Annotated in this window: 19 protein-coding genes; 11 read left to right on the top strand and 8 right to left on the bottom strand. The window is 67.5% G+C overall.

All coding sequences use genetic code 11. From position 1 onward, the window contains the following. Nucleotides 1-432: 432 nt before the first annotated feature. The 5 genes from DES44_RS15565 (at nt 433) to DES44_RS25990 (ending at nt 5,720) form a co-directional block, all read left to right on the top strand. Nucleotides 433-1,080, top strand: a complete 648-nt coding sequence (locus DES44_RS15565; RefSeq protein ID WP_058933817.1) for a choice-of-anchor J family PEP-CTERM protein — start codon at nt 433-435, stop codon at nt 1,078-1,080. Nucleotides 1,081-1,105: 25 nt separating this feature from the next. Next, entirely contained in the window at nt 1,106-1,600 is a 495-nt protein-coding gene (locus DES44_RS15560) for a post-PEP-CTERM-1 domain-containing protein (protein ID WP_147307108.1), read from the top strand. Between the two features lie 11 nt (nt 1,601-1,611). Then, complete coding sequence (locus DES44_RS25995) at nt 1,612-3,108, top strand: PA domain-containing protein (RefSeq protein WP_147307107.1); 1,497 nt, start codon at nt 1,612-1,614, stop codon at nt 3,106-3,108. A 262-nt stretch (nt 3,109-3,370) separates the two neighbouring features. After that, entirely contained in the window at nt 3,371-3,793 is a 423-nt protein-coding gene (locus tag DES44_RS15550; protein WP_083525318.1) for a response regulator, read from the top strand. A gap of 19 nt (nt 3,794-3,812) precedes the next feature. Then, nucleotides 3,813-5,720, top strand: a complete 1,908-nt coding sequence (locus DES44_RS25990) for a sensor domain-containing diguanylate cyclase (RefSeq protein ID WP_058933821.1) — start codon at nt 3,813-3,815, stop codon at nt 5,718-5,720. 115 nt (nt 5,721-5,835) lie between these two features. On the opposite strand, the gene DES44_RS15540 is transcribed toward DES44_RS25990, so the two are convergent. From DES44_RS15540 to DES44_RS15515, 6 genes are all read right to left on the bottom strand, one after another. Beyond that, nucleotides 5,836-6,963 carry an ABC transporter substrate-binding protein gene (locus DES44_RS15540; protein ID WP_058933822.1) on the bottom strand — a complete coding sequence of 376 codons (1,128 nt, stop codon included), beginning with the start codon at nt 6,961-6,963 and terminating at the stop codon, nt 5,836-5,838. A gap of 276 nt (nt 6,964-7,239) precedes the next feature. Continuing rightward, nucleotides 7,240-8,430, bottom strand: a complete 1,191-nt coding sequence (locus tag DES44_RS15535; RefSeq protein ID WP_058937187.1) for a glycerophosphodiester phosphodiesterase — start codon at nt 8,428-8,430, stop codon at nt 7,240-7,242. A 178-nt stretch (nt 8,431-8,608) separates the two neighbouring features. Next, nucleotides 8,609-10,159 carry a methyl-accepting chemotaxis protein gene (locus tag DES44_RS15530; protein WP_058933823.1) on the bottom strand — a complete coding sequence of 517 codons (1,551 nt, stop codon included), beginning with the start codon at nt 10,157-10,159 and terminating at the stop codon, nt 8,609-8,611. Nucleotides 10,160-10,278: 119 nt separating this feature from the next. Beyond that, nucleotides 10,279-12,642 (bottom strand): xanthine dehydrogenase family protein molybdopterin-binding subunit, encoded by a 2,364-nt coding sequence (locus tag DES44_RS15525; RefSeq protein WP_083525319.1) that lies wholly within the window; start codon nt 12,640-12,642, stop codon nt 10,279-10,281. Then, a complete protein-coding gene (locus DES44_RS15520; RefSeq protein WP_058933824.1) occupies nt 12,639-13,748 on the bottom strand; it encodes an FAD binding domain-containing protein in 1,110 nt (369 codons plus the stop codon). The genes DES44_RS15525 and DES44_RS15520 overlap by 4 nt, the downstream gene beginning before the upstream one ends. Then, complete coding sequence (locus DES44_RS15515; protein WP_083525320.1) at nt 13,745-14,413, bottom strand: (2Fe-2S)-binding protein; 669 nt, start codon at nt 14,411-14,413, stop codon at nt 13,745-13,747. The genes DES44_RS15520 and DES44_RS15515 overlap by 4 nt, the downstream gene beginning before the upstream one ends. A 131-nt stretch (nt 14,414-14,544) precedes the next feature. Between DES44_RS15515 and DES44_RS15510 the strand changes: the two genes are divergently transcribed. The 5 genes from DES44_RS15510 (at nt 14,545) to gloA2 (ending at nt 20,121) form a co-directional block, all read left to right on the top strand. Further along, on the top strand, nt 14,545-15,405 hold the full coding sequence (locus DES44_RS15510; protein WP_058933825.1) for a cyanophycinase: 861 nt from the start codon (nt 14,545-14,547) through the stop codon (nt 15,403-15,405). Nucleotides 15,406-15,649: 244 nt separating this feature from the next. Beyond that, nucleotides 15,650-17,680: a M13 family metallopeptidase gene (locus DES44_RS15505; protein WP_058933826.1), complete on the top strand. Its 2,031-nt coding sequence runs from the start codon at nt 15,650-15,652 to the stop codon at nt 17,678-17,680. 74 nt (nt 17,681-17,754) lie between these two features. Next, entirely contained in the window at nt 17,755-19,005 is a 1,251-nt protein-coding gene (locus tag DES44_RS15500; protein WP_058933827.1) for an MFS transporter, read from the top strand. 147 nt (nt 19,006-19,152) lie between these two features. Further along, nucleotides 19,153-19,662 (top strand): hypothetical protein, encoded by a 510-nt coding sequence (locus DES44_RS15495; RefSeq protein ID WP_058933828.1) that lies wholly within the window; start codon nt 19,153-19,155, stop codon nt 19,660-19,662. A 75-nt stretch (nt 19,663-19,737) separates the two neighbouring features. After that, nucleotides 19,738-20,121 carry an SMU1112c/YaeR family gloxylase I-like metalloprotein gene (gene gloA2 / locus DES44_RS15490; RefSeq protein WP_058933829.1) on the top strand — a complete coding sequence of 128 codons (384 nt, stop codon included), beginning with the start codon at nt 19,738-19,740 and terminating at the stop codon, nt 20,119-20,121. On the opposite strand, the gene DES44_RS15485 is transcribed toward gloA2, so the two are convergent. Then, complete coding sequence (locus DES44_RS15485; protein WP_058933830.1) at nt 20,109-20,984, bottom strand: cysteine hydrolase family protein; 876 nt, start codon at nt 20,982-20,984, stop codon at nt 20,109-20,111. The genes gloA2 and DES44_RS15485 overlap by 13 nt on opposite strands. A 68-nt stretch (nt 20,985-21,052) precedes the next feature. Continuing rightward, nucleotides 21,053-22,594 carry a methyl-accepting chemotaxis protein gene (locus tag DES44_RS15480; RefSeq protein WP_058933831.1) on the bottom strand — a complete coding sequence of 514 codons (1,542 nt, stop codon included), beginning with the start codon at nt 22,592-22,594 and terminating at the stop codon, nt 21,053-21,055. Between the two features lie 286 nt (nt 22,595-22,880). Between DES44_RS15480 and DES44_RS15475 the strand changes: the two genes are divergently transcribed. Next, the gene (locus DES44_RS15475) at nt 22,881-23,207 is read left to right on the top strand and encodes a hypothetical protein (protein WP_058933832.1); all 327 of its coding nucleotides are present in this window, start codon (nt 22,881-22,883) and stop codon (nt 23,205-23,207) included. The last annotated feature ends 154 nt before the right edge of the window (nt 23,208-23,361 follow it).

Below are 23,361 nucleotides of genomic sequence, written 5' to 3'. Positions count from 1 at the left end.
CGCTTTGCTCACAGCTGTCGGCCTGCCGGTGCCCCTGGCCGGCACAGGGTCTTGCGTCTGGAAGGCCGATGCGCCGGGGTGCAGATGCAGGGCCAGTGCTTGCCATCCGGACTTTCACCAAGGGCGCCACAGCGCCACGGGTCGTGACGGGTCGATGCCGCGTCACCGCCCGGTGAGGACGGGGCCACCCCCCGATTCCAAGCCACCCTGCGTGCACGCCTGATGACGACTAGGGAAACAACTACCCCTCCGACCAGGGGGGAACTGGCGTTTCCCGTGGCTGCTCATTCGTGAAGCCCGTCACACAATCAGCCAGCCCATGGGCGGGGCAGTCAGACCGCCCCACGGACTCTTGACGCAAACCGCATGACGGCAAGCGTGTCTCCAACAGCCGGGGTGGACATCCCACCGCTTTCTCCAGAAGGACCTGCAATGTTCAAGCAAGCCTGCGCGGCATTGGCGCTGGTGGGTGCAATGGCATCCGCGCACGCCGACGCCACCCTCATCAGCGAGGGATTCGATGACGTCGCCAATCTGCCGTCCTCCGGATGGACGATCCTCAACCTCAGCACCCCCACCGGCCTGACCTCGCCGTGGGTGCAAGGGGATCAGACGATCTTTGGCGCCCTCAGCGGTGCCAGCAACTCCTACATCTCCAGCAACTTCAACAACGCAGGCGCGGGCGGCAATCTGGCCAGCTGGCTGATCACCCCGGTGTTCTCCACCGCGACCAGCACGGTGGTGACCTTCTGGGCCAAGGCCGACCTCCTGGGTGACGGCTACTTCGACCAGCTGACCTTTGGTTTGCTGGACGCTGCTGGCAACCCCACCAGCCTGGTGCTGGACACCACCGTGACCGTCACTGGCCAATGGGCCCAGTACAGCCTGAACCTGGGCAGCCAGGGCGCCGGCACCAGCGGCCGCTTCGCCATCGAATACGTGGGCAGTGCCGACCTGGCCAACTACGTCGGTGTGGACAACCTGAGCGTGACCGCCGTGCCGGAACCCGCCAGCCTGGCCCTGGCCAGCCTGGGTCTGGTTGGCCTGATCGCCGTCCGCCGTCGCCAAAAGGCTCGCTGAGCGTGCTTTGACCAAGGAGTTCCAGATGCTGAATCGAACCTTCTCCCTGACCGCCGCGGTGTGCGCCGCCGCGATGCTGCCCCTGGCCGCCTCGGCCGCCGAGACCGCGCCAGTGGCGGACGCAAGCGCCGCAGGCGCTGCTCAGGCTGCTCAGGCCGCTCCGGCGACGGATGACCGCCTGCCGGTCACCGAAGCCGCGCAGGACACGCTGGTGGTGGTGCGTGACGCCGAAACCGGCAAGCTGCGCGCCGCCACCAACGAGGAACGCGCCGCGCTGCAATCGCTGCGTGCCACCAAGCGCGCCTTCGCGCTGAGCGCCGTGGCCGCCACGCCGCAGGCCAAGCGCCATGCGGTCTCCGGCGCCACCGGCGTGCGTCTGACCGACGACATGTTCAGCCACTCCGTGGTGGTGCGTCGTCCCGACGGCAAGCTGGAGGAGCTGTGCTTCCCGAGCAAGCAGGAAGCCGACGCCGCCGTTGCCAAGGGCTTTGTCGCCAAGGCCGAACTCCCCACCAAGTGAGCACCATGGACATGAGCATCAAGACTTTCGCTGTGCGTGCCACGCTGCTGGCCGCCCTGTGCGCCGCCGGTGTCAGCCAGGCGGCCACCATCGTCATCCAGAGCCGCGACCCGGCCGGGGTCGGTTTCAACGATCCGACGCCGGTTGCCCCGGTCGGCGGCAACCCCGGCACCACGCTGGGTGAGCAGCGCATGTATGTCTACCGCTATGTGGCGGACATCTGGGAAAAGCAGCTCACCAGCAATGTGACCATCACGGTCAATGCCGGCTGGGAAGCCCTGACCTGCACGGCCACCAGCGCCACGCTGGGCAGCGCCGGCGCCTGGAACATCTGGCACGACTTCCCCAACGGGAAGCCGGGCACCTGGTATCCCCAGGCCCTGGCCAACAAGCTGTATGGCGCCAACCTGACCGAGGGCGTGCCCGATGACGGCAGCGGCTACGGCAACGTCGACATCAAGACCCAGTTCAACGTCAACCTCGGCACCACCGGTTGCCTGGAAGGCAGCCCGTTCTACCTGGGCGTGGACGGCAATGCGGGCGACGCGGTCAACTTCGTCGAAACCCTGCTGCATGAGCTGGGCCACGGCCTGGGCTTCTCGGTGCTGACCGTCTACACCGGCAGCGTGTCGAGTGCCGTGGGCTACCGGCTCAATGCCGACGGCACGGCCTACCAGGCCAATGGCGGACTGCCCAGCATCTGGGAACAGTACATGTATGACAACACGGCCGGCAAGACCTGGCTGGACATGACCAGCGCCGAGCGCAAGGTGTCCACCACCAATGCGCTGGGCCTGGCCTGGATCGGCCCGCAGGCCGTGGCCGGTGCCGCCACCACGCTGACGCCGCTGCCGGTGCTCAAGACGGCGACGTCCGCCCCTGGCTACTCCGGTTTCTACGCCTACAACACCGCGTCCTTCGGGCCTGCCGTATCCACCGGCCTGAACCTGGGTGCGCTGGCGGTGGTGCCGGCCGACCCGGTCAACGGAGCGGGCTGCCTGCCGTTCGATGCCACCACCTCGGCGGCCGTGGCCGGCAAGGTCGCCATCATCGACCGCGGCACCTGCGGCTTCGCGGTGAAGACGAAGAACGCGCAGAACGCGGGTGCCATTGGCGTGATCATCGCCAACAACACCGGTGGCGCAGCGCCTGGCCTGGGCGGCTCGGATCCGACGGTGGTCATCCCGGCCATCAGCGTGTCCCAGACCGACGGTGCCACCCTGAAGGCGGCCGTGGCGGCTGCCGTGCCTTACGGCACCCGTCGCGCGCCTGGTCTGGTGTCCACCTCGCTGACCACCGACCCGACGCGCCGCGCCGGTGCGGATGCGCGCGGTCGTCCGCTGCTGTACACGCCGTCGGTGCTGGCCTCCGGCTCGTCGGTGTCGCACTGGGATGTGTCGGCGGTGCCCAACCTGCTGATGGAACCCAACATCAATGCCGACCTCACCACCGTGCTGGTCCCGCCCAAGGACCTGACCTTCCCGCTGCTGAAGGACCTGGGCTGGTAAGCCCTGCCACGCAGGCGCTGGCGATCGTCGGCGCCTGCCCAGGCATCTCAGCCACCTCCACAAGGGCCCCGTGTTTACGCACGGGGCCCTTGTTTCATGTTGGACCGTCCCCTGTACGGTTCCTCCCTTGGGGGGATCCTCCGCCGACGCTGTTCGAAAGCCTGTCGGCCATTGACCTACGCCAGGCTGCGGCAACTCGACCTCATCGGAAACGGCGCGTGTCGCATGGTCGTCCAGGCCGCCACGCGCGACGATTCCGGTCATGAAAATTGCCGTGATCGAGGATTCCCTGCCCGTGCGCCGTCTGCTGGTGAAACGGGCCGAGCATGAAGCCGGCGTGACGGTCGTCGCCCAGGCTTCCGGCGAGGACGAGGCCGTGGAAGCCGTGCTGGCCACTGCGCCCCAGGTGGTGCTGCTGGACCTGCATCTGGCGCCCGGCTGCGGCTTGTCGGTGCTCAGCCGGCTGCGCCGTCTGCAGTTTGCCGGCGAGGTGTTCGTGCTGAGCGCCACCGACCGGGGCGCGATGGCCGCCCGCTGTGCGGCGCTGGGCGCGAACGCGTTCTACGACAAGGCCTTTGATTTCGAACAACTGCTGGTGGACCTGCGGGATCTGGCTCACCGGACGGCCACGCACCTGGGCAAGATGTTCCAGGACGCGGGGTCCTGCGCAGCGGTCAGCGGCTGAACCGATTCAGGAGAGCGTGATGCCCAAGTTCCCCCTTCTGTTCCGACAACGGCCTGGCCGCATGACGGCATGGCTGGTGCTGGGCAATGTGCTGGTGATCGCGGCCCTGGCGGCGATGACCGTCCTGAGCCTGCGCTCGCAATGGCAGACGGAAGAGACCCGCGCCAGCGAGACCACCGACAACCTGGCCCAGAGCCTGAGCATCGAGGTCGGTGCCGAGCTGCGCAATGCCGACAATGCCCTGTCGACGATTGCCCTGCGGTTTCGCAGCGCGCGCCTGTCCCGCGAGCATGAGGATTCGCTGATGCGCATCCTGAGCGAGCAGGAAAGCCTGCTGCCGCAGGTGGCGTCCCTGAGCATCACCGACATCTACGGCCATGTGATTGCGGGCGACGGCGCCGGCGAAAAACCGATCAACGTCTTTGACCGCCCCTACTTCGCCCAGGCGATGATGAGCCCGGACATGGTGGTGTCCGAGCCGCTGCAAAGCCGTTATGACGGGCAGTGGTGCATCGTGCTGGCGCGGCGGCTGATCAATCATGACGGGCAGTTCGCAGGCATCACCTTCGCGGTGATGTCCGCCCAGCATTTCGTGGACCGGTTCAGTGCGCTGGCCCTGGGCACCTCCGGCGCGGTGAGCCTGCGCACCGACAGCCTCAACCTGATTGCGCGCCACTCCGCCAGCGAACCGGGCACCACCCGCGGCTTTGGCGCGCGCAATCTCTCCACGGCCATGCTGCACAGCCTGGCCGCCCATCCCGACCACGGCATCTACCGCTCGTACGTGGCGCTGGACAACGTGGAGCGCATCACCGCCTACCGCCGTGTGGCCCGTTATCCGGTCATCGTGTTCACCGGCGTGAGCAGCCAGGACTATCTGGCGCCCTGGTGGCGGCAGGTATGGCAGCAGTCCCTGCTGGCGGCGCTGGTGGCCCTGGCAGTCGCGGGAGCGTCCTGGCTGATCCACCGTCATCAACGCACGGTGCAGGTCCATCAGGCGGCGCTGGCCAGCGTGGCCCGGCAGCAGCAGATGATGCTGCAGAACGACCTGATCGGCATGGTGCGCCTGCAGCAAGGCCGCGCCGTGTGGTGCAACCCGGCGCTGGAGCGCATGTTCGGTTATGACAGCGGCGAGCTGCAGGACCACGCGTCGCGCCTGCTCTTCCTGACGGATGAAGACCACCTGCGGGTGGCCAGCGTGGGGTCGGCGGCCATCCGGGCGGGAGCGTCCTACCGTGTGCAGCTGCCGATGCGTCGCAAGGACGGCAGCGCCTTCTGGGTGGACGTGAGCGGCATGGTGATGTCGGAGACGGAGTCTCTGTGGATGCTGGTGGACATCGACAAGCTCAAGCGCAGCGAGGAAAGCGCCCAGCAGCAGGCAACGCGTGATGCGCTGACCGAGCTGCCGAACCGGCGCATGCTGGAGGAGCGGCTGGCGGAGACGCTGTTGAACGCACGCCGCAGCGGCGAAGGGTTCACGCTCTGTTATCTGGACCTGGACGGGTTCAAGCCGGTCAACGACCGCCATGGCCATGAGGCCGGGGACGAGGTGCTGCGGCAGGTGGCGCAGCGGCTGCAGGAGCTGGTGCGCAACAAGGACGTGGTGGCACGCATGGGCGGGGATGAATTCGCCATCCTGCTGCCGGGTCTGGCACGAGCGGCGGATGCGGAGCAGTTGCTGCAGCGGGTGCTGTTCTCGATCCAGCGGCGCATCCAGCTCGACACCGGCGAGTCGGTGTCGGTCAATGCCAGCATTGGCGCGGTGATCGGCAGCGGGGCGGACCTGGGACGCGACCTGCTGCGGGCGGCGGACGAGGTGATGTACGAGGCGAAGCGGCGCGGCAAGGGCCGAATCCAGGTGGCCCAGCCGGCGCAATTGCGGGCGGCGACCGAGGCGGACGCCCGGGATTGGGCGGCGGCCGCCTGAAAAAGCACAGGCGCCCACTGGGCGCCTGTTCGGATCCACCGCGTGCCACTGAGGGCCCCTGTGCTGAGCGACGGCGCCTCAATGGGCGCCTGCGTTCAGCCGCAGACCTGCACGCTCAGCGACGGACCTTGCCGTCCGCAGTCAGGATGGTCATGTCCACATACTTGGACCCGGTGTGTTTCTGGGCGCTGAAGTTGATGAAGAAGCCCCCGGCATCGAAGTCCTTCAGGCCTTCCAGCGCGGTCACCAGCGACTCGGACGACAGGTTGTTGCCGGCGCGGCGCAGGCCTTCGATCAGCACCTTGGCCGCCACGAAGCCTTCCATGCCGGTGTAGCTCAGTTCCCGGTTGGCCGCCTTCGCCCGCTGGCCATATTCCTGCGCCAGCGGATTGGTACCACTGAAGGGGAAGGGCACCACCTGCGACACCACCACGCCGCGGGAGTCTTTGCCCAGCTCCGTCGCCAGCGCCTGCGCGCCGACGAAGGACAGGTTGTAGAAGTTGCCCAGGAACATTGCATGACGGGCCTGGCGGATGAAAGCCGCGCAGGAGGTGTAGGCGCTGACCTGCACGATGGCTTCCGGCTGGGCGGCCAGGATGGTCTTGACCGCAGCGGCCACTTCCACCGAATTGCGCTCCACTGTCGCCGTGGCGACCGGGGCCAGGCCATGCTTTTTCAGGGCCGCTTGAATGCCGCTCAGACCGGCCTGCCCGTAGGCGTCGTTCTGATAGAAGACCGCCACCTTCTTGATGCCCACCGACTGCAGCTGCTGGACGATTTCCTCGCACTCGTCGTTGTAGGACGCGCGCACATGGAAGGCATAACGGTTGAAGGGCGTGCGCAGCGCTTCGGCGCCGGTGAACGGGGCGAAGAAGGGCACCTTGGCATTGGTGGCCAGCGGCAGGGCGGCCAGCGAGGTCGGGGTGCCGATGTAGCCGAACAGGGCAGTCACGCCTTCGTCCAGCAGCTTGCGGGTGTTGGCGGCGCAGCGCTCGGGCTCGTAGCCGTCGTCCAGGCTGCGCAGTTCGATGCGGCGACCATTGACGCCGCCACGCTGATTGATGTGGTCAAAGGCCAGCAGCGCGCCATCGCGGAACTGCTCCCCCAACTCCTTGGCCGGACCGCTCAGCGGCGCGGACTGACCCAGAACGATCTTGGAGTTGTCGGCAAAGGCCGGGAGCACCGGCAGGGCGCTTGCACCGACGAGGGCGGAGAGCTGGGTCAGAAGTTGGCGGCGTTTCATGGACAGTCCGTGACAGCGTGGGCCGTTATCTTGCGTGAACCTGTCGCCCTGGGGATAGCCCTAAGCTGTGCGAGTGGTGTTTTTTTCTATTGCTCGCCAACAAATTCACAGGCGGCATCCAGCAACTTTTTTGATGAGGTCGCTGTTCGCGCATGCGTCGGACAAGACCGTATCAAACGTGTCCGGAGGTAACTGCGGGAATTGCCAAAAGTGACCGATTCGGATGCTTCGGTCACCCTGCGCAAGGGGGCTGCCCGCCCCCTTGCACTCACTGTTTCACTGCGCCGCCTTCCAGGCGTCGATCGCCTTGCGGGCCAGGAACGACTGGTCACTGAAGAAACCGTCCATGCCCAGGTTCAGGAAGGTGCGGATCTGGCCAGACAGGTCCCCCAGGGCGGTGGGGTCGCTGCTGCTGTCGAAGTCGTTGGGCAGGAAATAGTTCTCCGCGCGGAAGGTCCAGCCGTGCACGATCAGTCCGGCCGCATGCGCGTCCTTGACGAAGCTGGTGGGCGTGCCCAGGCGGCCGCCGACCAGGGGAATCATCACGGCGGTGTTGACGCCGACGCCGCGGGCATAGGAAGCCACCTCGGCCAGACCGGCGGGCTTGGCCAGGTCGGCATAGGTGCGGGTGTCGCCGCTCAGCACGAAGTCATAGGGCCGGCCGGACGCGTCCATCAGCTGGACCAGCGGCAGGCGCGTCATGCGCTTGAGCTTGCGCAGATTGCCCACTTCGAAGGACTGGATGAACACCGGGGCGTCCGCGTCGCGATAGCCATACTTGTGGAGCAGACGCACCAGCGGCTCTTCCAGCGGCTGGCCCAGGCCGGCGAAGTAGCTGGGATGCTTGGTCTCCGGATACACGCCGATCGGGCGGAAGCCCCGATGCGGACGGCCGCGGCGGTCGTCACGATCCGCGTGGGCTTCCTCGCGGCGACGCTCGTTGGCCTGCTGGACCAACTGCAGCACCTCCTCGAAGGTCGGCACCTCGAACATGTCGTTGAAGCGGGTGTTGCCCGGACGCAGGGCCGGAATGCGCTCGCGGGCGCGCAAGGTCTTGAGCTCGGCCAGGGTGAAGTCTTCGGTGAACCAGCCGGTGATGCTCACACCGTCAATGATCTTGGTGGTCTTGCGGCTGGCAAATTCCGGATGGTCGGCCACGTCGGTGGTGGCTTCACGCACCGTGCCATCGGCATTGAGGATGGCAATGGCGTTTTCGTGGCGGGCCACCAGCACGCCGTCCTTGGTAATGACCAGGTCCGGTTCGACAAAGTCGGCGCCTTGTTCGATGGCCAGCCAGTAGGCCGCCAGGGTGTGTTCCGGCACATACCCGGAGGCGCCGCGGTGGGCGATGAGCAGCGGCGACGCCGCGGCCGAGCCGGGGCGGCCATGCGCGCCCGCGGTGGCAGGCAGCATCGCAGCGCCCAGGGTCGCGGCCGCGAGGGCGGCGGACAGGATCAGACGAAGCATCTTCAAAGCAGCTCTCCTCTTGATTGTGAATCGCGAGGGTAGGGGGTGGCTCATGAAGATTTGATGATGCCCGCGGCCAAGTCCGAGTGTGTCCCTGCTCCTGGGGCCACGGCGCTGCCGGGCAGAGGCTCACTGCAGGCCCCGGGCGGACCGGCGCCTGCGGAACCCGTCGGGGGCCTCAGTGGCCCAGCCGGAACACCGACACGGCGCCCGAGAGCTTGTGGGACTGGTCCTTCAGGCTCTCGGCGGCGGAGGCGGCCTCTTCCACCAGCGCGGCGTTTTGCTGCGTCATCTGGTCCAGGTGGCCGACAGCGGCATTGACCTGCTGGATGCCGTCGCTCTGTTCATGGGTGGCGGCGCTGATCTCGGCAATGATGTCGGTGACGCGCTGCACGCTCTGCACGATGTCATTCATGGTGGTGCCGGCATCGCTCACCAACCGCGAGCCGGACTCCACCCGCTCCACGCTGGTGGCGATCAGCGTCTTGATCTCCTTGGCCGCTTCCGCACTGCGCTGCGCCAGGGACCGCACCTCGCTGGCCACCACGGCGAATCCCCGGCCCTGCTCACCCGCCCGGGCCGCTTCCACCGCGGCATTGAGCGCGAGGATGTTGGTCTGGAAGGCGATGCCGTCGATCACGCCGATGATGTCGCCGATGCGGCGCGAGCTGTCGCTGATCTCGCTCATGGTGGAGACCACCTGGCCCATCACCGTGCCGCCGCGCTGTGCGGTGCTGGTGGCATGGCTGGCCAGCTGATTGGCCGTGGTGGCGGCGTCCGCCGTCTGGCGCACCGTGCCGGTGAGCTGGGTGAGCGAGGCCGCCGCCTGCTGCAGGTTGGACGCGGTTTGCTCGGTGCGGCTGGACAGGTCCATGTTGCCGGTGGCGATCTCGGCACTGGCGGTGTTGATGCTGTCGGTGGAGCTGCGCACATCGCCGATCAGGCCGGTCAGGGCCGTCTGCATGGTACGCAGCGAGGCGAGCAGGCGGCCGGTCTCATCGTTGGTCTGGATGTGGATGGGACGGGTCAGGTCGAAATGCGCGATGGCATCGGCCACTTCGGCAGCCTGCTGCAGCGGACCGGTGATCGATCGCGTCAGCCGCCAGGACAGCACGCCCGCTGTCACCAGCGCCACGATGCTGAACAGCACCAGGGCTATCCGTGCGCGGCGGTTGCTCTCGCGCAGATCGACGATGGCGTTGTCGAGCTGCTCACGCTGGGCCTGCACCACCGCCTGGATGCTGTCCAGGTAGACAGCGGACGAAGCCGAGAACTTGTCGAACAGTTCCTTGGCGCGATCGGTCTCTCCGGCCTTTTTCGCGGCAGCGATGGCATCGCGCGTGGACAGATACGTCTTGCGCAGATCCGAGATCTTCTCGAAGGACGCACGCTCCTGCGGCGTCGTCAGCAGCTTGTCCAGTTGCTGCTGCAGCTCCGTGGACTTCTTGCTGGATTCTGCGGCGGCCTGGGCGAAAAAGCCCGGCAGATTGGTGTCGGTGCTCACCGCAATCGCCGTCGTGCGGGTGATGCCGTTGAACACATTGCGGTACCAGTCGGACGCCACCCGCTCCGTGGCCAGCGCGTCGGTGTAAATCGACTCGGTGTCCTGCGCGACCTTGTGCAGTCCCCAATACCCCAGTCCGGACCCCACGAGTGCAATCACCAGCACCAGGGTCTGAACCCATCCAAAACGTCGGCCGATCGATCGGCTCGAAATAATTGTTGCCATATCAGTCTCCCAGGCAGCAGGGGCTGCCGTACGAGGGGCGATGCTGGCACCTGGGACGCGGTAACGCTAGCGCAACATGATGAAAAAACGAAGCGCTCGCGTCCAAACCGTGAAATCCGTCAATCTCTGCGCATGACCTTGTCGGGCGTCATGGGGGTGCTGCGCAGCCGCCGACCGGTGGCATGGAAGATGGCATTGCTGATGGCCGCCGCCACCCCGACGATGCCGATCTCGCCCACGCCCTTGGCGCCTAGCCGGCTGACGATGCGGTCGTCTTCCTCCACAAAGAGCACGTCGATCTCTCCCACATCGGCGTTGACAGCCACGTGGTATTCGCCCAGGTTGTGATTCATGAAGCGCCCCAGGGCATGGTCGGACAAGGTCTCTTCCAGCAAGGCCTGGCTGATGCCCCACACCACCCCGCCGATCACCTGGCTGCGGGCGGTGACCGGGTTGATGATGCGTCCGGCCGCCACCGCGCTGACCACGCGGGTCACGCGGACGGTGCCGAGCTCTTCATCCACCCGCACCTCGCAGAACACGGCCGAGTGCACCGCGCGCACGTACTTCTTCTGCTTGAGCAGGTTGGGCAGGAGCAGGTACTTTGCCTCGATCTGGTCCTCTCCCTTCAGACGCACCAGCTGCTCCAGCGGCACGCTCAGCCCACCCGTGCGGGCATTCAGATGGCCATTCGAGAATTCAACGTCTTCGAACTTGACCTTCGCAAAGCCGTCCACGTGGTGGCGCGCGCGCTTCCAGAGCTCGCGCTGGATCTTCTCGCAGGCGCCTTCCACCGCCGATCCGACGGTCGTCACATGCGACGAGCCGCCTTCGATCGGTGCGACCGGCAAGGTGCTGTCCCCCAGCCGGAAGGTGACCTGCTCCATCGGCAGGCCCAGCGCAGCCGCCGCGATCTGCGTCATGACGGTGTAGGTGCCGGTGCCAATGTCGGTGGCGGCGCTTTCCACCACCAGCTGGCCGTTGGCGTGCAGCACGGCGCGGGCGCGGGCGAACATCTGCATCGCGTCCCAGGTGCCGGTCGCCATGCCCCAGCCCACCCATTCATCGCCCTCGCGCCGTGACCGGGGCTGCCGCGGTCGCCGCGACCAGCCAAAGCGTTCCGCCCCCTGCGCATAACACTCACGCAGGGCCTTGGTGGAGAAGGGCAGGTCCTGCGCGGAATCGCGGTCGGCATAGTTGCGCAGCCGCAGCTCCAGCGGGTCCAGGCCGGCGGCATACGACAGCTCGTCCATCGCCACTTCCAGCGCATGCACGCCGTGCGCGGCACCGGGCGCCCGCATGTCGATGGGGCTGTACTGGTCCAGGGCCACCAGCCGGTAGTCCAGCCGCACGTTTTCGCAGTGGTAGAGCTGGCCGGACCAATTCACCACCACCTCCACATAGTCCTCCTTGCGGGAGGTCTCGGCCAGCGCCTCGTGGATGACCGACGTCAGCCGGCCCTCGCCGTCCGAGGCCAGTCGCACCCGCTGCCAGGTCTCGGGCCGATGGCCGAAGGTGAACATCTGCTGGCGGGTCAGCATCACCCGCACCGACTGCTTCAGATGCAGCGCCGCCATCGTGGCCAGCAGCAACTGGTATTGCGGCCGCAGGCCCGAGCCGAAGGCCCCGCCGACGAAGGGATTGCGCACCGTCACCTTGCGGGCCGGCAGCCCAAACACCCGCGAGATCACCCAGCGCGAGTTCTGCGAGCCCTGGGTCTTGTCATAGACCGTCAGATGACCGTCCTTGCCGACGATCACGGTGCTGGCATGCATCTCCATCGGGTTGTGATGCTCTACGCCGGCATAGCTTTCGGTGTCCACGCGAATGGAGGCGTCCTCCCAATGCGCATCGGCGGCGCCGCGCGGCTTGGGCGGCGGCGAATACCCCGCCTTGAGCGACTTGGGTTCATGACTGCGGTCGCGGTGGGCCAGCATCGAGGTCTCATGCGGCTGCGTCTCGACCCGCACCTGCACCAGCCGCGCCGCATGCCGCGCCAGCTCCAGCGACCTGGCCACCACCAGGGCCACCGGCTGTCCGCTGTAATGGACCTCATCGTCATGCAGCGGCTTGAAGGGCGATCCGGCTGGTGCGGTCATGTCTTTGTAGAACAGGTCCAGGGAACGCATCTTGGGCCGGTTCTCATGCGTCAGCACGTCCACCACGCCGGTCAGTGCCAGGGCGCGGCTGGCATCGATCGAGGTGATGCGCCCACGGGCGGCGGCGGTGTTGACCACCCAGCCGTACAGCAGATCGTCCGCCGGATGCTCCGCCGCATACCGGGCCCGGCCGGTGACCTTGGCCAGGGCATCGATGCGGGACAGCCCGGTGCCGATCTGGACCGTGCCGGTGCCGACATCGGCGCGCGGCTGCTGGTCGGCCTCGATGGCGAGATCGGACAGGTCGGTGGTGTGCAGGTCCGCCAGCGGATCGTCGGTGGGGGAGGGATGCCTCGGCGCGGACAGGGGCGATCGGTCATTCATGCTGCATCTCCTTCGAGGCGGAAAAAGTCTTCGCCGGTATTGGTGGGCACGCCCGCCAGGGCCATGGTGAGCGCACGCACGATGGCGCGACGGGCCAGCGGAATCTTGAAGGCATTGCCGGGCAGGCTCTCCGGCAGCGCCGGACCGCCCCAGGCCCGCGCCGGGCGCAGCAGATGCTGGGCGGCAGCTTCGAAGACCTGCGGCGACGGCGTCTGGCCGATCAGCAGCGCTTCCGCCGACAGGTCCCGCCAGGGTTTGTGAGCCACGCCGCCCAGCGCCAGGCGTGCCGCATGGATGCGCCCCTGCTCGTCCAGCACCAGCGCCGCAGCCACGGACACCAGAGCGAAGGCATAGGACGAGCGCTCGCGCAGCTTCAAATAGCAGCTGTGATCCGCAAAGGCCGAGGGCGGCAGCGTGAGGTGGGTGATCAGCTCGTCGGCCTCCAGCGTGTGGTCGCGCTCGGGCTCGTCACCGGGCAGGCGGTGGAATTCGAGGAAGGGAATCTCCCGGGTGCCGCGGGGCGACTGCACATGGACGGTCGCATCCAGCGCGGCCAGCGCCACGCACATGTCGGAGGGATGGGTGGCCACGCACTGCTCGCTGGCGCCCAGAATCGCATGCTGGCGGGCGATGCCGGTGGCCGCCGGGCATCCGGTGCCGGGCGCCCGTTTGTTGCAGGGCACGGCCGCGTCGTAGAAGTAGTGGCAGCGGGTGCGCTGCAGCAGGTTGCCGCCATTGGTGGCGCGGTTGCGGATCTGCGGCGAGGCGCCGGCCAGGATGGCCGTGCGCAGCAGCGGCGCGCGCTCCAGCACCAGCGGATGCTGGGCCGTGGCGGCATTGCTGGCCAGGGCGCCCAGCCACAGGCCGCCGTCCCGCGTGCCTTCGATGGTGGTGAGCGGCAGCCCGGTCACGTCCACCAGCCGGCCTGGCTGCATCACGTCTTCCTTCATCAGGTCCACGAGATTGGTCCCGCCGGCCAGAAAGCGCGGGCGTTCATTGACCGTCGCCCCGGGACGGTCGGTCAAGCGCATGCGGGCGGCGCCGCGCTGCAGTTGCAGCAAGGCTTCATCGACCGTGTGGGCGCGGGCGTAGTCGAAGGGGTTCATGCGGCGGCCCTCCCGGCTTCGTCCATGACCACGGCAGGGGCGGCTTCCTCAGCCTTCGATGCGGCCGCGGCGCGCGGCACCAGCGCCACCCGTGACACGGCTTCCACGATCTGCGGATAGGCGCCGCATCGGCAGATATTGCCGCTCATGCGTTCGCGGATCTCGTGGGCATGGGCCGGCGGATGTTCGTTCAGCAGGCCGGCGGCCGAGCACAGCTGCCCGGGTGTGCAGTAGCCGCATTGCAGCGCGTCGCAGTCGATAAAGGCCTGCTGCAGCGGATGCAGGGCGTTGGGGCCGCAGGCGTCGGCCCCTGCCAGCGCGGCCAGGCCTTCCACCGTGGTGATGTCGCGCCCGTCCAGGCTGACCGCCAGCAGCAGGCAGCTGTTCATGCGGACGCCGTCCACCAGCACGGTGCAGGCGCCGCACTGGCCCTGGTCACAGCCCTTCTTGCTGCCTGTGAGCAACAGTTGTTCGCGCAGCAGGTCCAGCAGGGTGACCCAGGGCGCCAACTGGAGCAGCACGGTCTGGCCGTTGACCCGCAGTTGCACCGGCACTTCCACCGGCAGTCCGGATGGACCGTTCCTCTGGGTGATGTCGCCGCCAGCCTCGATGGCATCGGCATCTGTCGGCCCCTGGGGGCGGGTCGATGCGGAAATCGTGTTCATGTCGCGTCCTTTGGCGAGCCCCGTTCAGGCCGGGGCGGTCTCCTGAGCCGTGGTCGAGCAAGGCGTGTTCCCAATGGCAGGGGCGGTCCGGCTCATGAGACGATTCGGGCTGACGTTGGAGATCCACAGAGATGGTGACGAAAGACCGCGCTGCCGGTGAGGGCCGCGGACTGCTGGCCGTGATCGGCGGCAATGAAGACCGGGACGGTGATCGCGCCGTTCTCGCGGCGCTGCTGCGCGCGTTGCCGATGCAGCGGCCCCGTGTGCTGGTGCTGACCGCCGCCAGTGGCGCACCGGCCGAGTTGTGGCAGCACTACCGCGCCGCGTTTGAGACGCTGGGCGCCGAGCCGTTCTGGCTGGATGCGCGGGACCCGGAGGAGCTGGACACGGCGCCGGCCATGGCCCGTCTGGCCGCGGTCGATCTGATCTTCCTGACCGGTGGTGACCAGCATCGGCTGCTGGACACGCTGGGGGACACGCCTGCGATGGACCTGATCGTGCGGCGTCACGCCACCGAAGGTCTGGCCGTGGCCGGTACCAGCGCCGGGGCGTCCGCACTGGGCGCGCGGATGCCGCGTGGGGATGAGGGCTCGCAGATCGCGGGCGGCCCGCCGGGACCTTTGCCGCCAGGCCTGGGCCTGTGGCCACGGGTGGTGGTGGACCAGCATTTCTCCGAGCGCAAGCGGCTGTCGCGCCTGGTCCAGTTCCTCGGGGTCTCGCCCGGCCATGTGGGCCTGGGCCTGGATGAAGACACCGCCGTGTTCCTGCATCCCGATGACCTGATGGAAGTGGTGGGCAGCGGCAAGGTGACGGTGGTGGCCGGTGGTGGGCCGGGGACGCGGCTGCAGGCGATGGGGCAGGGCGAATGCTGGTCCCTGGACGAGGTGTCGCTGCATCTGCTGACCGGGGGCCTGCGCCTGGACGGCCGGCACCTGCCGGAGGGCACGCCGGACGCGCTGCGGCGACTGCTGGATCGCTCGGTCGAGGACTGAGCGCATCAAAGCCTCAAGGCCGTCTTCCACGCCGTAGCACCGCCGCGCGACTGTCCCCACGAGGCCACAGTCCTGCGCGGGTGTCGCCGCCGCCATCCGCTCCTCGCCCCTGCGGCTCAAAAACCGCCATGCGCTCGGGTGCCAAAAGCCACGCCTGGGCAATGGCGGATGGCCGGACGATTCGAGCGGCGGTAGCCTTGCGCCCTTCTCATGCAGACCCGCCCCGCCACCCGGGGCCACCGCCATGTTCCGCATTGCCCTGATTGCCGCCGCCGCAGCCGCTGCCCTGACCGCCGCTCCGGCGCGGGCCCTGGATGTCCAGAGCTTCTCCAAGGAGGTGTCGCCCTGCGCGGACTTCTATGACTACGTGAACGGCCCGTGGCTCGCCAGCACCCAGCTGCCGGCGGACCAGACCCGCATCGGCAGCTTTGACGCGCTGCGTGTCGCCAATGACCGCCTGCTGGCCAATGCCCTGGCCGAACTGGTGAAGAAGCCGGACCTGCAGACCAGCCCCGGTCTGCGTCAGGTGGCCGCCTATTTCGCCAGCGGCATGGACCGCGCCGCCATCGAAGCGGGCGGGCTCAAGCCGGTGAAGCCCCTGCTGGACCGGGTCGCGTCCCTGAAGACCACCGACGACCTGCCTGCGGTGCTCGCCGAGCTGGGCCGGGTGCAGATTGCCGCCCCGGTCGGGACCTACGTCCGCCCCGACCCCAAGAACACCACCGTGCAGGTGCTGAACCTGACCCAGTCCGGCCTGGGCCTGCCGGACCGGGACGACTACTTCAAGGACACCGACCTGGCCAAGCGGCTGCGCGCGGCGTACCGCCAGTATGCGGAGCGGCTGCTGAAGGCCTCCGGCGCCGATGCCTCGTCCGACACGCTGGATGCCCTGATGGCTTTCGAGGCGCGGCTGGCGGACGCCACCATGCCCCGCGCAGCCATGCGCGATCCGCTGGCGGTCTACAACCCGATGTCCCCGGCCGAGCTGGCCGAGAAGGCGCCGGGCCTGGACTGGCAGGCCTGGCTCAAGGCCCTGACGCTGAACGGCAAGCGGACTGACGGCGTGGACCGTGTCATCGTCGGCCAGCCGGCCTTCCTCAAGCGAGTGGCTGAGCTCGCCGCCAGCACGCCGGTGTCCACCTGGAAGACCTATCTGCGGATGCGGGTGCTGGACAACAGCGCCGCCCGCCTGCCCGCCGTCTATGCCGATGCGGCGTTCGACTACTACGACAAGACCATCACCGGCCTGGAGCAGCACAAGCCGCGCGAGCAGGAAGTGATCATGATGATCGGCGGCCGCACCGGTGGGGCGCCGCTGGGCCTGGCGCTGGGTGAGCTGTTCGTGGCCCGCGCCTTCTCGCCGGAAGCTCAGCGCCGCGCCACGCTGCTGATCGACGATGTGAAGGCGGCCATGCGCGAGAAGATCCAGAACGTGGCCTGGATGAGCGAGCAGACCAAGGTGCGTGCCCTGGAGAAGCTGGCCGCGATGCAGCCCAAGATCGGCGCGCCGACCACCTGGCCGCAGTACGAGGGCCTGCGCCTTGATCCGAAGGACTTTGCCGGCAACCAGCTCAAGGCGTCCGCCTGGGCCTTCCAGGAACAGCTCAAGGACCTGGATCGCCCCAGTGACCGGACCCGCTGGACGATGTCGCCCTACATCGTGAATGCACAGGCGGGTGGCCTGAATGAAATCACCTTCCCGGCCGGCATCCTGCAGCCGCCGTTCTTCGATGCGAAGGCGGACGATGCGGTCAACTATGGCGGCATCGGCATGGTGATCGGCCACGAGATCACCCACCACTTCGATGACCGCGGCCGGCAGTTCGACAGCGGCGGCAGCCTCAACGACTGGTGGACCCCCGCGGATGCCGAGGCCTACAAGGCCAACGCGGACCGCGTCGTGGCGCTGTACGAGAGCTATGAGCCGGTGCCGGGCACGCACATCAACGGCCGGCTGACGCTGGGCGAGAACATCTCCGACATGGCCGGCATGCCCATCGCCTTCGACGCGCTGCAGAACGCGCTCAAGCGCACCGGGCAGCGGGACAAGGTGGACGGCTTCACGCCGGAGCAGCGCTTCTTCCTGTCCAACGCGCTGGTGTGGCGCAACAAGACCCGGGAAGCGGCCCTGCTGAACCAGCTGCGCACCGACCCGCATTCGCCGGGCAAGTACCGCGTCGTGGCGACCATGTCCAACATGCCGGAATTTGCCCAGGCCTTCAGCTGCAAGGCAGGGGATGCCATGGTGGCGCCCAAGCCGATCCGGGTCTGGTGATCCGCTGAAACCATCGGAATGGCAAAGCCTGCTACAAACCGGCCTTCCCCCGATCCGGGGCAACTGGGTTTCGCATGTCCGCCACTCCGATGACTCCTGGCGCGCCTCCGGGCGCGCCGCTGCCGTTCACGCCCTACCAGCGTTTTGCCACCGGCATGCTGACGCTGCTGCAGTTCGCCGTGATCCTGGACTTCATGATCATGTCGCCCCTGGGCGCGATGATCATGCCGGCCATGTCCATGTCGGCACAGCAGTTCGGCATGGTGGTGTCGGCCTATGCCTTCAGCGCGGGCCTGTCGGGGCTGATGACCGCCGGATTCGCCGACCGCTACGACCGCAAGCGGCTGCTGCTGTTCTTCTACACCGGGTTCCTGCTGGGCACCCTGTGGTGCGGGCTGGCCACCAGCTACGAGATGCTGCTGATCGCGCGGGTGGTGACCGGTCTGTTTGGCGGCGTGATCGGCTCCATCGTGATGGCTATCACTGCGGACCTCTTTCCGCCGGCCCAGCGGGGCCGGGTGATGGGCCTGCTGCAGGGCGGCTTTGCAGCCAGCCAGGTGCTGGGTCTGCCCTTCGGCCTGTTCCTCGCCTCCCGCTGGAGCTGGCATGCGCCGTTTCTGGCGCTGGTGGCCCTGGGGGTGGTGGCCGGGGTGCTGATCGCCGTCTTCATGAAGCCGGTGAATGCGCATCTGGCGGCCGGACGGTCGGACGGCGTGGCGCGGCATCTGCGCCACGTGCTGTCCAAGCCGCTGCACTGGATCGCCTTTGCCGTCACTGCCTTGCTCACCACCGGCGGCTTCATGCTGATGCCCTTCGCCAGTGCCTTCGTGGTGCACAACGTCGGGGTCTCGCTGGACCATCTGCCGGCGGTCTATCTGGTCACCGGGCTCTTCACGCTGGTGGTGTCGCCCTTCATCGGGCGCATGTCGGACCGCTTCGGGCCGATGCCGGTGTTCTATACGGGCTGCGTGATCACCGTGGTCATGGTGATTCTCTATACCCACCTGGGACCGTCGTCGCTGGCGCTGCTGATCGTGGTGAACGTGGTGCTGTTCGCCGGCATCTTCTCCCGGCTGATTCCCTGGCAGGCCATGGTCAGCGGCATCCCGTCGCCCGAGCAGCGCGGCGCCTTCAGTGCCATCAACAGCGCGTTGCAGCAGTTGGCGGGCGGCGTGGCCTCGCTGATCGCCGGGCATCTGGTCTACATCGGCGCGGACGGGCAGGTGAAGGACTTTCCGCTGGTGGGCTATGTGGTGGTGAGCTCCACCGTGGTGGCGGCGGTGCTGATGACCGTGGTGGCACGCCAGAAGCGTCAGGTTCACTAGCCGGACGTAAAAGTGACTCGGGGGCGAATGATGGCTGCTTTGGGCGCATCATGCCCGCATTGGCGTGCGGTCTTCAGCTTGGCTTCATGAGCGAGAAGCCTGTTCCACGTAGGCTACGGGCTAACCCTGATCTGTCTGGAGCTGCCCGTGTCGTCCCGTCTGCTGTCTGCCCGCCATTGTGTCTCCGGCCTGGTGTCGTCCCTGGCCCTGGCCGCCGCGACGCTGGGGCTGAGCGCCTGCGACCGCCTGCCCGCCTACGACGGCCCGGAACTGTCCGCCTTCGAGCGGCAGCAGCATGAGCGCTGCGTGTCCCTGCTACGTTCGACCTGGCAAGGGGCACCGGTGCGGTCCACCTCCGCCGAGCGGGGCCAGAGCGGGCTGGAATACGTCTGGGTGAACGTCGATGTGGACGACGATCAGGACGACATCGACCGCCGCGCCGCCAAGGGCACCGCGCATGCGGGTCACTGCCAGTTCGAGCATGGCGGGGATGTGGTGCATGTGCACAGCTATGCGCTCAGCGGTGCAGCCAGCCCGTCGGCGCAGGCGGCCCCGTCGGTGAACGGCGCGGCGGACAGCGCCGCCTACCGCTACTTCACGGCCAGTGTTCAGGCCTCGGCACTGCCTGCGGTGGCGTCTGCGGAGATGACGCGCTGACTGACGCGCTGGCCGGTCAGACCTTCCACGCCGCCGCCGTGGCTTAATGGCGTCTGTTGAATTCCCGCCCGCGCCATGCTGAAACGCCTGCATCACGCTGCCATCATCTGCAGTGACTACCCCCGCTCCCGCCACTTCTACACCGAGGTGCTGGGGCTCAAGGTCCTGGCCGAGCACTACCGGGAAGCGCGCCGGTCCTACAAGCTGGACCTCGCGTTGCCGGACGGCTCGCAGATCGAGCTGTTTTCCTTCCCGGATGCGCCGCCGCGACCGTCCTATCCAGAAGCGCAGGGCCTGCGGCACCTGGCGTTCGCCGTGGACGACGTGACGGCCTGCAAGGCGCATCTCGAGTCCTTGGGCGTCGCCGTGGAACCGGTGCGCATAGATGAATACACCGGCCGCGCCTTCACCTTCTTCGCAGACCCCGACGGTCTGCCGCTGGAAGTCTACGAAGCCTGAGTGCCGGCCGCAGCGGGCGTGACCAGCGCCAGCGCCTGCGCCGCCGTCATCACACGCACGCCCTGGGCCTGTGCGCGTTCCACAAACCCCGCTTCGCCCGCTTCAAAGCCGCCCACCGGGCTCATGCAGTCGCGCAGCAGCACCACGCGGCTGCGGCGCTCGGGCGTCATCGCGTCCAGCAGGTCTTCGGTCGTGGCGGCGACGCAGTGGCTGCTGGCTTCGCCCGCGATGAAGGTCAGGCCCTTGAAGGACACGATGCGGTCCACCAGCACATGGTTGATGCCGGTGGAGGGGTCGTCCGGCAGGGGCACCTCGGCCTTGACCGCGCTGTACTGCTCGGTGAGCGGGTTGCGGCCCTTGAGCACCTTGTCCACGACCCGCAGGGATTGCTGTTCCCAGTCGGCCAGCGCCTGCGCGACGTCCTGGTGGATGTTGTGGCCCCAACTGCCGGTGATGCAGTGCGCCGGCCAGACCATCAGTCGGTACTGGTGCGGGCTGGATTCCAGCGCGTCCAGATAGAAGCGCACATGTTCGGCCAGATGCCGGTCGCGTGGCGCGTAGTGGCCTTCGCGCACCTGCTGCGAGGTGATCTGGGTGAAGGGGGCGACCGGACCGCCCTCAGCGGTCTGCCAGAAGGACGGCCGCTCGATGGCATAGGCGGCGTGGGAGTCCAGCGTGACGACGATGTCGCTCAGCTGCGCCCCGGCCGTCCGGATGAAATGCGCGAGTCGCTGCAGGTCCGCGTTGGCGCCCTGCACGGGCAGGGCCGCGCCGTCGATGTCGCAGAAGTCGTTCTGCGGATCAACGATCAGCAACTGGCTGGGGGAGGCGGAGAACTTCGGCGACGCCGATGCAGCGGACATGATGAACTCGCAGACAGTGGATGCCTGCGAGTATAGGAACTAGGAAGGTCCGCGCCACCCCGCAGGCTTTACAGCCGGAACACGCGCACCGCGTCCACCAGGCTCTGCGCCTGGCCACGCAGGCTCGAGGCCGCGGCGGCGATTTCTTCCACCATGGCGGCGTTCTGCTGCGTGGCGGCGTCCATCTGGGTGACGGCGCCCGAGACCTGCGACACGCCGTCGGCCTGCTCGGCGCTGGCGACGCTGATCTCGCCGACGATGCCGGTCACGCGCTGGATGGCAGTGACCACTTCATTCATGGTGTCCCCCGCGCGGTTGACCAACGTGGTGCCGGCTTCCACCTGCTCCACGCTCGCTTCGATGAGCGACTTGATTTCCTTGGCCGCAGCGGCCGAGCGCCCCGCCAGGTTGCGCACCTCGGTGGCCACCACGGCAAAGCCGCGGCCCTGTTCACCGGCCCGGGCCGCTTCCACAGCCGCATTCAGCGCCAGGATGTTGGTCTGGAACGCGATGCCGTCGATCACGCCGATGATGTCGGCAATCTTGCGGGAGCTGCCATGGATGCCCTGCATGCGCGACACCACCTCGGCCACCACCTGACCGCCACGTGTGGCGACTTCCACCGCATTGGTGGCCAATTGGTTGGCTTCCCGGGAGGACTGCGCCGTCTGGCCGACCGTCCCATTGAGCTGCTCCATCGCGCTGGCGGCCTGCTGCACATTGCCGGCGGTCTGTTCCGTGCGCTGGCTCAGGTCCTGATTGCCGGCGGAGACTTCCTGGCAGGCATTCTGGATGTTCTCCGACGAATCCCGCACGGTGGAGATGGCGGTCTGCAGGCTCACCCGCATGGCGTCGAGCTGCGTCATCATCTGGGCGATCTCGTCGCGGCCTTCGGCCTTGACCGAGCGGGTCAGGTCGCCACTGGCGACGGCCTGCACCATCTGCTGGGCGCGGATGAGCGGCACCGTCACCGAGCGGGTCAGCACCCAGGCAAACACGGCGCCGACGACCAGAGCCAGCGCGCCGATCAGGCCGATGCGCCATTGCGCCGAGGTGGTGGCGGCATCCACCTCCTTGGCCATTTCATCCAGCGTCTTTTGCTGGAACTTGAGGTAGTCCACCATGTTGCCGAGGAAGGTGTCGGCCTGCGGGCGGAACTCCTGCTCCAGGATGCGGATCGCTTCGTCGGCATTGCCCGCCTTCTTGGCGGCGCCGATGCGGTCGCGGGTGCCGGTGTAGACCTTGCGTGCCTCGATCAGCCGGTCCACGACCTTCTTTTCTTCGTCGCTCTTGGGCAGGCCGTCCAGCGCCTTGATGATCTCGTTGCCGCGTGCGGTGGAGATCTTCACATCGTTGGCGAAGTAGTCGGCCAGGGAGGCGTCGGTGCTCTTGGCGATGGCGGTGTAGCGCTTCACGCCCACCAGCGTGAGCATGTACCACTCGCTCACCAGCCGCTCCTTCTGCAGGGGCACGGCCATCATGTTGCGGGTGGACTCGGCCGTGCGGCCCAGGCTCATGCCGGCGATCAGCACGATCGCGGCCAGCAGCACCAGCACCACGCCAAATCCCATGGCGAGTCTGGAGGCCAGCCTCATGTTGTTCAGTTTCATGACTTGTCCCTTGTCCTGAGTCTCTGCGGAGCTCTTCAATGTAGTCACCGGCACCCGGTTTCCACAAAGGGTGGTGCGGTCGGTTCACCGGCCTTTTCGTGCTTTATGGACAGATGCCTCTAAAACTCGCTGGTAACGGTGTCATTGCCGTTGCCATCGGACCACGCGATGTGCGGATCTCATCACGACCGGGCGAGCGTGCGGGGGTGGAGCGCCTGCACAATCGGACTCTGCGCTGTCTTCTGCTCCGCCTTCTGCGCCGCCTTTCGAGCGCCTGGCCGTCCTCATGTCCCGCCGCCATCACCATCACGTCTACGTCGTTGAACTGTCGGACCGGGTCTGGAACGAGCCGCGCTTTCGCCGCGCCAATCCGGACTATCAACTGGGCAAACCGTTCGTCTATGTGGGCATGACGGGCCTGGACCCGGACCTGCGCTTTGACAAGCACAAGGCCGGCATCCAGGCCAACCGGTTTGTCTTCGACTACGGGCTGCGGTTGCTGCCGCAGCTCTATGAGGTCTACAACCCGATGCCGTATGAGGCCGCGTGCGAGATGGAGGTGGAGCTGGCCATCGGCCTGCGGGAGGCGGGGTTCGGCGTCTGGCAGGCTTGAGGGCAGGCGGCCAAGGACATGGGCGTCGCCGCTGGCGTGGAAGGCTCGTCCTGATGGATCGCTAATCGCATCCCCGTGCAGCCTTTCGTGGCAAACGCGGATAGGCCCTGGCCGAGGCGCGGGGCTAGTCTCAGTCTCACGGGTTCCATCACAC

It is taken from the genome of Roseateles depolymerans (assembly GCF_003387155.1).
GTDB classification, from domain to species: Bacteria; Pseudomonadota; Gammaproteobacteria; order Burkholderiales; family Burkholderiaceae_C; genus Roseateles; species Roseateles depolymerans.
The sequence above is the reverse complement of the archived record's forward strand: the minus strand, read 5'-3'. Positions and strand labels throughout refer to the sequence as shown.

Excerpts from the sequence above, each read along its gene's own strand:
- DES44_RS15505 (WP_058933826.1), top strand. The coding sequence starts at position 15,650 with ATGTTCCGCATTGCCCTGATTGCCGCCGCCGCAGCCGCTGCCCTGACC.
- DES44_RS15510 (WP_058933825.1), top strand. The coding sequence starts at position 14,545 with ATGGTGACGAAAGACCGCGCTGCCGGTGAGGGCCGCGGACTGCTGGCC.
- DES44_RS15530 (WP_058933823.1), bottom strand. The coding sequence starts at position 10,159 with ATGGCAACAATTATTTCGAGCCGATCGATCGGCCGACGTTTTGGATGG.
- DES44_RS15520 (WP_058933824.1), bottom strand. The coding sequence starts at position 13,748 with ATGAACCCCTTCGACTACGCCCGCGCCCACACGGTCGATGAAGCCTTG.
- DES44_RS25990 (WP_058933821.1), top strand. The coding sequence starts at position 3,813 with ATGCCCAAGTTCCCCCTTCTGTTCCGACAACGGCCTGGCCGCATGACG.
- DES44_RS15550 (WP_083525318.1), top strand. The coding sequence starts at position 3,371 with ATGAAAATTGCCGTGATCGAGGATTCCCTGCCCGTGCGCCGTCTGCTG.
- DES44_RS15535 (WP_058937187.1), bottom strand. The coding sequence starts at position 8,430 with ATGCTTCGTCTGATCCTGTCCGCCGCCCTCGCGGCCGCGACCCTGGGC.
- DES44_RS25995 (WP_147307107.1), top strand. The coding sequence starts at position 1,612 with ATGAGCATCAAGACTTTCGCTGTGCGTGCCACGCTGCTGGCCGCCCTG.
- DES44_RS15540 (WP_058933822.1), bottom strand. The coding sequence starts at position 6,963 with ATGAAACGCCGCCAACTTCTGACCCAGCTCTCCGCCCTCGTCGGTGCA.
- DES44_RS15500 (WP_058933827.1), top strand. The coding sequence starts at position 17,755 with ATGTCCGCCACTCCGATGACTCCTGGCGCGCCTCCGGGCGCGCCGCTG.
- DES44_RS15515 (WP_083525320.1), bottom strand. The coding sequence starts at position 14,413 with ATGAACACGATTTCCGCATCGACCCGCCCCCAGGGGCCGACAGATGCC.
- DES44_RS15485 (WP_058933830.1), bottom strand. The coding sequence starts at position 20,984 with ATGTCCGCTGCATCGGCGTCGCCGAAGTTCTCCGCCTCCCCCAGCCAG.
- DES44_RS15560 (WP_147307108.1), top strand. The coding sequence starts at position 1,106 with ATGCTGAATCGAACCTTCTCCCTGACCGCCGCGGTGTGCGCCGCCGCG.
- DES44_RS15480 (WP_058933831.1), bottom strand. The coding sequence starts at position 22,594 with ATGAAACTGAACAACATGAGGCTGGCCTCCAGACTCGCCATGGGATTT.
- DES44_RS15525 (WP_083525319.1), bottom strand. The coding sequence starts at position 12,642 with ATGAATGACCGATCGCCCCTGTCCGCGCCGAGGCATCCCTCCCCCACC.
- gloA2 (WP_058933829.1), top strand. The coding sequence starts at position 19,738 with ATGCTGAAACGCCTGCATCACGCTGCCATCATCTGCAGTGACTACCCC.
- DES44_RS15475 (WP_058933832.1), top strand. The coding sequence starts at position 22,881 with ATGTCCCGCCGCCATCACCATCACGTCTACGTCGTTGAACTGTCGGAC.
- DES44_RS15565 (WP_058933817.1), top strand. The coding sequence starts at position 433 with ATGTTCAAGCAAGCCTGCGCGGCATTGGCGCTGGTGGGTGCAATGGCA.